General features: G+C 73.2%; 5 protein-coding genes and 1 pseudogene. 4 read left to right on the forward strand and 2 right to left on the reverse strand.

Annotated elements, in window-relative coordinates; translation table 11 throughout:
• The first annotated feature begins 82 nt into the window (after positions 1-82).
• Together NCCP_RS14675 and NCCP_RS14680 are read left to right on the forward strand one after the other, a co-directional pair.
• Positions 83-433, forward strand: a complete 351-nt coding sequence (locus NCCP_RS14675) for a hypothetical protein (RefSeq protein WP_149958032.1) — start codon at positions 83-85, stop codon at positions 431-433.
• 150 nt (positions 434-583) lie between these two features.
• A complete protein-coding gene (locus NCCP_RS14680) occupies positions 584-1,015 on the forward strand; it encodes an OsmC family peroxiredoxin (protein ID WP_149958033.1) in 432 nt (143 codons plus the stop codon).
• Here NCCP_RS14680 and NCCP_RS14685 read toward each other — a convergent pair.
• Both NCCP_RS14685 and NCCP_RS14690 read right to left on the reverse strand, forming a co-directional pair.
• The gene (locus NCCP_RS14685; protein ID WP_149958034.1) at positions 1,012-4,650 is read right to left on the reverse strand and encodes a S41 family peptidase; all 3,639 of its coding nucleotides are present in this window, start codon (positions 4,648-4,650) and stop codon (positions 1,012-1,014) included. The genes NCCP_RS14680 and NCCP_RS14685 overlap by 4 nt on opposite strands.
• Positions 4,651-4,691: 41 nt before the next feature.
• Complete coding sequence (locus tag NCCP_RS14690) at positions 4,692-6,302, reverse strand: serine/threonine-protein kinase (protein ID WP_225873865.1); 1,611 nt, start codon at positions 6,300-6,302, stop codon at positions 4,692-4,694.
• Between the two features lie 217 nt (positions 6,303-6,519).
• Between NCCP_RS14690 and lipB the strand changes: the two genes are divergently transcribed.
• Entirely contained in the window at positions 6,520-7,200 is a 681-nt protein-coding gene (lipB, locus tag NCCP_RS14695) for a lipoyl(octanoyl) transferase LipB (protein WP_149958036.1), read from the forward strand.
• Positions 7,197-7,299 (forward strand): annotated as a pseudogene (locus NCCP_RS15375) (lipoyl synthase); the annotation flags it as partial. The gene lipB and the pseudogene NCCP_RS15375, both read left to right, overlap by 4 nt.

The raw sequence follows: 7,299 nt of genomic DNA on the forward strand, positions 1-7,299 counted from the left end.
CCCGCCCCTTCCGCACGGAAGGGGCGGGCCGCCGTTGCCGTCTTTTCGACGGAGCGTCGAAAAGGCCCCTAGACTAGGGGACATGGACTTCCTACATGCGCTTCTTGTGTTCCTGCACATCCTCGGCGCCGCCGCGATCGTCGGCGGCTGGCTGGCCACGTTCAAGACCCCGACCGTGGGCAAGTTCCAGTGGTACGGCGGGATCGCCCAGCTGGTGACCGGCCTGCTGCTGGTGGCGCTGGCGGAGATGGGAGAGGACCCGGTGAACCACGCCAAGATCGCCGTCAAGCTCCTGCTGGGCGTTGGCGTGTTCGTGGCGGCCCTGATCGGCCGCCGCAAGCTCGCCAGGGGCGGGGAGGTCTCCACCGGCCTGGCCCACGGCGTCGGGGGCCTGGGCCTGATCGCCATGGCGGTCGCCGTCCTCTGGCAGTAGCCCCCGCAGCCTGCAACGGCCGGCCTCCCTTGGGGAGGCCGGCCGTTGCGCATCCAATGGCCAGGCCAGCGCCGGCCCCCTAGGATGAAGCCGGAGGTCCCGGCACCGCCGGGCACCGGTTATCCCATCCCAGCAGCAGAAGGAGTCCCCATGGCCGCCACCCGCAAAGCGCACACCATCTGGAACGGAGACCTGTTCACCGGCAGCGGCCGGACCACCCTGGACACGTCCGGACTCGGAACCTACGACGTGACCTGGAAGGCGCGCGCGGAGCAGGCCGAAGGCAAGACCAGCCCCGAGGAACTCATTGGCGCCGCCCACTCGGCCTGCTTCTCGATGGCCTTCACCAACATGCTCAAGGAGGACGGCCACGTCGCGGACACGATCGAGACCCGCGCCGAGGTGGACTTCGTCCCGGGCCAGGGCATCACCGAGATCCGCCTGACCGTCAACGCCACCATCCCGGGCATCGCCGAGGAGGACTTCCAGCGCATCGCCGAGGAGGCCAAGAAGGGCTGCCCGGTCTCCCAGGCGCTGGCCTCGGTCCCCAGCATCACCCTGGCCGCGACGCTGAACGGCTAGTCGCCCACCGGCAGGGGCACCCGGTCCATGCCCCCGCGCAGTTCCTGCGGGCGCGGGGGCAGCGGGGACGGGCGCAGGATGCGGTAGCCGTAGGGCTGCGGCGGCTGCTGTGTGGGGATCTCCTTGAGCATCTCCTTGAGCACGGCCACGCCCTGCTCCAGCTGCGGGTCCTCGCCGGCCGCGTAGGCGTGGGGCGGGAACTGGACCTCGATATCCGGCTCGACGCCGCGGTTCTCGATCCCCCACCCCACGCCGCCGGAGAACCAGGTGGCGTAGCGCGGCTGGGTGACCTTGGTGCCGTCGGCGAGGTCGAAGAGGTTGTCGATGCCTACCACCCCGCCCCACGTGCGCACCCCCACCACCGGACCGATGCCGCGCAGCTTGGTGACCTGGGTAATGATGTCGCCATCGGAGCCGGCCCATTCGTCGGCGATCAGCACGATCGGTCCGCGGGGGGCGCTGGAGGGGTAGGTGCCGGTGCGCGCCTCCCGCGCCATCGTCCAGGCGGTGACCTTGCGTCCGATCAGCTCGGCGACCAGTTGCGAAGTGTGCCCGCCGCGGTTCCGGCGCACATCCACCACCAGGGCGTCGCGCTCGGTCTCCACGTCCAGGTCGCGGTGCAGCTGGGCCCAGCCCTGCGCGGCCATATCGGGAATGTGGAGGTAGCCGAAGCGTCCGCCGGAGGCCTCCCGGACCGTGCGCCGGTTCCCGGCAACCCAGTTCTGGTAGCGCAGGCGCTGGTCGTCCCGCACGGGGACGACGGCGACGCGGCGCACCGTGCCGGGGCGGCGCCCGGCCGGGCCCTCCTGGATCGTCAGCTCCACGGTGCGGCCGGCCGCGCCGGCGAGCAGCATCTCGGGCCCGCCGTCGAACGGAACGAACTGGCCGTCAACGGCCAGGATCGCGTCCCCGGCCCGCACCGCAACGCCCGGGGCGGTCAGGGGCGAGTAGGCCTGGGGGTCGGAGGATTCCCCCTCGAGCACCGCGGCGATGGTCCAGACCCCGTCCACGCGGGCCAGGTCCGCCCCGAGCAGGCCCTGGCGCCCCGCCCCCGCCTCGACTGCGGCGAACGGGGACACGTAGGCATGGGACGTGCCCAGCTCGCCGTGCAGTTCCAGCAGGACGTCCACCAGGTCGTCGTGGCTGCCCAGCCGGGCCAGGAGCGGGCGGTATTTGTCGCCGATCGCCTCCCAGTCCAGCCCGCCCATGTCCTCGGTCCAGAAAAAGTCCCGCTGCAGCCGCCAGGTTTCGTTGTAGGCCTGTTCCCAGAGCTTGGCCGGGTCCAGTTCCACCCGGATGCGGGCCAAGTCCAGGGTCTGCGCGTCCCCGGCATCCCCATCAACGGCGCGGTCCACGGGCACGCAGCGCACTTGCTGCTGGTTGACGTAGACCACCCGCCGTTTATCCCCGCTGACGCGGTAGGAGGCCAGCTGCGGAACCAGCGTGGAGGTCCTGCGGGTGGCGTAGTCGAAGCGCTCCAGGCGCAGGCCCGGGCTGCCCGCGGCGGGTCCGCGGCCGTCCCCGGTGACGCCCGTGGATTCGTCCACCAGCCACAGCAGGGCATTCTCCACCGCCACCAGGCGGCTGTAGCGGCCCTGCGCCACGGGCACGGCGAAGAGCCGCTGGGCAATGCCCTCGGCCACCACCTCGGTCTCGGCCACCGCCCCGCCGGCAGCCGCGGGAACCGTGCGCGTGCCTTCGGCGACATACACCGACGGGCCGAACAGGCTGGGGGTCTCGTCGGAGAGGGCCACCATGAACGGCTTGGTGGAGGCCGGGAAGCTCAGGTCGAAGCTGTGGGTGTCGTACACCGGGTCGAAGGAGCGCTCGGAGAGGAACGCCAGGTATTTGCCGTCGTGGCTGAACGAGGGCGAGTGGTCGTGGAAACGCCCGTCCGTCACCTCGATGACCCCGCGTTCGGGATCCCCGGCCGCGGCCAGCAGCAGGCGGCTGCGGCCCTCGAAGGCGGTGACGGGTTCGATCCAGGCCACCCAGGCGGAATCCGGGGAGAAGCTGAGGTGGGAGACGGCCCCAAATTCGCTCTCACCCAGGCGCCGCCAGGCGCCCGCGGCGACGTCGAGCAGGTAGGCCTCGCCGTATTCGGTGCCCACCGCCAGCCACTGGCCGTCGGGGCTGGCCTCCATAGTGCGTACGCGCCCGCGGACCGGCAGCTCCAGCCGGCGCAGGCCCGGGGCCACGGTGGTGTCGGGATCCACCACGTCCCCCGCGGATGCCAGAGCACGGTCCGGCGCGGCCTCCCCGATGCCGGTGCCGGCGGACCGGCCCGGCTGGAGCGGGGCCGGCGGCGCGGACCTCGGCAGGGCGCCGGTGAGCGCGGCGGCGCTGACCGGACGCGGCAGCTGGTCCGGAGCAATGTCGAGGGCGCGCGGGGCCGCGGAGGCCGAGGGCGCGGCCGCCAGGCCCGCGCCCGCGGCCGCGGGGACCTGGCCGGTGGCCGGAACCGGATCGGCGGCGACAGCATGCCCCTCGGCGGGCTCGTCGTCCTCGTGGGCGCTGGGGATGGCGCCGTAGGTGCCGAAGACGGCGTCGGTCGCGACGTCGCGCAGGAACAGGGCCTCCTCTCCCCCATGGTCGGCGATGTACCCGACCAGGCGGCCGTCGATCATGCGGCCCAGCCGGGCACGGACCCCGGGGGTCGCCTCGATGGTGTGGGAAGGGCCGTCCTTGTGCTTGAGCAGGTGCAGGGTGCCGTGGGTTTCCACCACGCTCGCCTGGCCCACGCGGTCGGGGGTGGCCGCCTTCAGATGCCGGGAGGCGGCCAGCGGCTGGCGGCGGCGGCCGTGCCCGGCGGAACCCAGGAAGATCTCGAGCCGGCGGGATTCGGCCTCGAGCGAGTCCAGGACAAAGAGCCGCCCCCTGTGCTCGTAGACCAGCCGTTCCCCGTCGGAGGAGAGGTGGCGGGCAAAAAACTGGGAGTGGTCGGTGTGCCGGCGCAGGTCAGAGCCGTCCTGGGCGACCGAGTAGACATTGCCGTGCCCCTCGTGGTCGGACAGGAACGCGACGCGTCCGCCCACCCACACCGGGTCGCAGAGGTTGCCGTCCAGTTCTGGCACCAGCCGGCCGAACTCCCCACCGCCGTCGCGGTCGATCCAGAGCTTACCGGCGGCGCCGCCGCGGTAGCGCTTCCAGTAGGCCGGCTCGCGGCTCAGCGCGCTGCCCACGACCAGCGGGTGCTCGTCGCCGACCGCCGGAGCCCAGGAGACCGAATCGACGGGCCCGTAGGGCAGCAGCCGGGAGGGGCCGCCGTCCAGCGGAACGGCCCGTGCCCAGGTGTGGCGGAAGTCGGCCTGCCCGTGGGCGCTGACCACCACGACGTCGCCGTCGGGGGTGAAGCCGCGCACCCGGGTGGCCGGCTGTCCCCAATAGGTCAGCTGGCGGTAGCCCCCGCCGTCGGTGCCCGCGGTGACGACCTCCGGGGCGCTGCCCTGCACCACGCTCCACACCAGGCCGGAACCGTCGGGGGTGAACCGCGGACCGCGCGCCGGCAGGCCCATGCCGCTGATTCGCCATGCCCGGCCGCCCTCCAGCGGGGCAAGCCAGACGTCATTTTCGGCGACAAAAGTGACCAGGTCGGCGGACACGTGCGGATAGCGCAGGTAGCTCGTGGGGCTCATGCCTCGATCCTATCGAGCACCGGGAGCGCTTCCGGCGCGCGTTACGGCGGGGCCTCCAGTACGGAGGCCACCCGCCACCCGCCTGAGGAACGGTGCAGCACGAACACCAGCCGCTGGACGGTGGGGGCATCCACGGTGCGCACGGTGGTTCCGGCCGCATCGACCACCCGGTAGGGGCCGATCGTGCTGGTTGCCTCCACCCGCGCCGTAGCCTCCGCCCGTGCCGCCGCGTCCGCGCCGTCCGCCTTCCCCGCGGACCCCGATCCCTCCCGCAGGACCAGCCCGGTCAGTTCGGTGCGCAGGCCCTCGTAGCGCAGCCCCCGGCGGGCCAGGGCGGCGATGGTGGCCTCGTCCGCGGCGCGGGAGGTGCCTTCCGGAGCATGGACGCCGGCCAGCGCGCCGGCGTTGGCGGCGGCCAACGCCGCGTCCCGGCGGGAGGCCAGTACGACGGCGGCACGCAGCGGATCCCGCGGACCGGCGGAACCGTGGGCCGGGCTCTCCTGGCCCGGTTCCTTCCGGCCCGGCTCCTCCCGGCCCGGCTCCTCCTGGGGTGGCTCCTTTTGGGGTGGCTCCTCCTGAGACGGGCCGCCCTGCAGCGCGCCGGTCCCGAACTGGCCGAGCTGGCCGAGCTGGCCGAGGCCGGCGATTACCAGCACGAGCGCGAGTCCGGCCGCCAGCAGGGACCGGAACCGGACAGCACGCCGGAAGGGGTATCCAGCACCGCGCCGGCACCGCCCCGCACCACCGCGTTCTGACCCACTGCGCCCTGCCCCACTGCGCCCTGTGCCGCCGCGCCCGGGACCCCTGCGCCCGGAACCCCTGCACCCCGGCCTGCCGCGGCGGTCCCGGGCGGGCTCCATGGTGGCCATGTCCTGGAGGGCGTCGGGGTGCACCGCGCCACCGATCCTCACCGGCTGCGGCGCCACCCCGGCGAACAGCCGCCGCTCCACGGCCGCGGCTTCCGGACGCGCGGCCGGGTCCTCGGAGAGGCATTCTTCGACCAGGTCGGACAGCGGCCCGGGCGCGCCCGGACGCAGGCTGGAGAGCGGGGGCCGCAGGCGCGAGGGCCCGGGGACGCGTCCGGTCAGCAGGAACCATGCCAGCGCGCCGAGGGCGTAGACGTCCCGCTCCGGGTGCAGCGCGCGGTCCACGGACCCGGTGGCCGCCTCCGGGGCGGAGAAGCCGGGGGTGCCGCCGGCCGGGCCCGGGGCGCCGACGAGCCCGGCCAGTCCGAGGTCCCCCAGCTTGGGCAGGCCGTCGGCGGTGAAAAGCACGTTGGCCGGGGAGACGTCGCCGTGGGCGATCCCGAGGGAGTGCAGGTGGGCCAGGGCCGAGGCCACCGGGGCCAGTACGGTCACCGCCTCCCCGAGGTCCACCGGCCCGCGCACGGCCACCAGTTCCGCGGCGGAGCCCCCGGGCAGGTACTCCATCAGGATGCCGCGGCCCCGGTCGGTGCCCACGCTTCCGTGCAGGACAACCAGGTGGTCGTGCCGAACCCGGCGCAGCACCTGGAGTTCGCGCTCAAGGTCCGCGCCCCCGGCGCCGGCCGGTGCCCGGGGCACCTTCAGGGCGAACCGGCGGCCGGTAGCCTCATCAGACACCACGTACACGGCCGCTCCCCCGCCGCGCCCGGCGAGGCGCTCGCAACGCATCCCGTCCACGGCGATCCGACCTGCGTCCGGTCCCGACGTGTCGGGTCCCGGCCCGTCCGTTTCCGGCCCCGCGTCCGTTCCGCCCGTCCCCGTCCCGTCCCCGTCCCTGTCCATGGGATCCGTTGTACCGGAAACCGCACCGGCCCGCGGAAGTTATCCACAGGCGGGGCCACCGCGTGATTCGGCCGGCACCGGGCCGGAGCGTACCCTAGACGGCATGAGCATCAACTTCCAACGGATCGGCTTTGCGCCGGACTATGTGGACTACGGCGAGGCCTGGGAGCTGCAGCGGCGGCTCCACGACGCCGTGGCTGCGGGCCAGGGCGGACCGACCGTGCTGCTGCTGGAGCATGCCGCGGTGTACACCGCGGGCCGGCGCACCGAACCCCATGAGCGTCCCGTCGACGGCACCCCCGTGGTCGACGTCGACCGCGGCGGCCAGCTGACCTGGCACGGTCCCGGCCAGCTGATCGGCTACCCGATTGTTGAACTGCGGAACAAGGCCGGCATCCGCGACTACGTGACCCGGCTGGAGGAGGCCATGATCCGCGTGCTGGCCGACTATGGCATCACCGGCGTGCGCATCCACGGGCGCGCGGGCGTGTGGATCGAAGGCGACGGCGTCCGGCCGGACCGCAAGATTGCCGCCATCGGAATCCGCGTCAACCAGGGCGTCACGATGCACGGCTTCGCCCTGAACTGCTCCAACCCACTCGAGCCCTACGGGGTCATCATCCCCTGCGGCATCACCGACGCCGGCGTCACCACCATCTCCGCCGAACTCGGCCGCACCGTCACCCCGGCCGATCTGGCCGACCGGGTCGAGGCGGAACTGCGCTGGCTCCTGGAGCCCGCAGTCAAGACCTCCGCCACCACTTTTGAAGGAGTCCTTCCATGAGCCTGGCCCCTGACGGCCGCCGCCTGTTGCGCATCGAGCAGCGCAACTCCGCCACCCCCATCGAGCGCAAGCCCGAGTGGATCAAGGCCAAGGTGAGCA

Source organism: Zafaria cholistanensis (genome assembly GCF_008580665.1).
GTDB classification, from domain to species: Bacteria; Actinomycetota; Actinomycetes; order Actinomycetales; family Micrococcaceae; genus Zafaria; species Zafaria cholistanensis.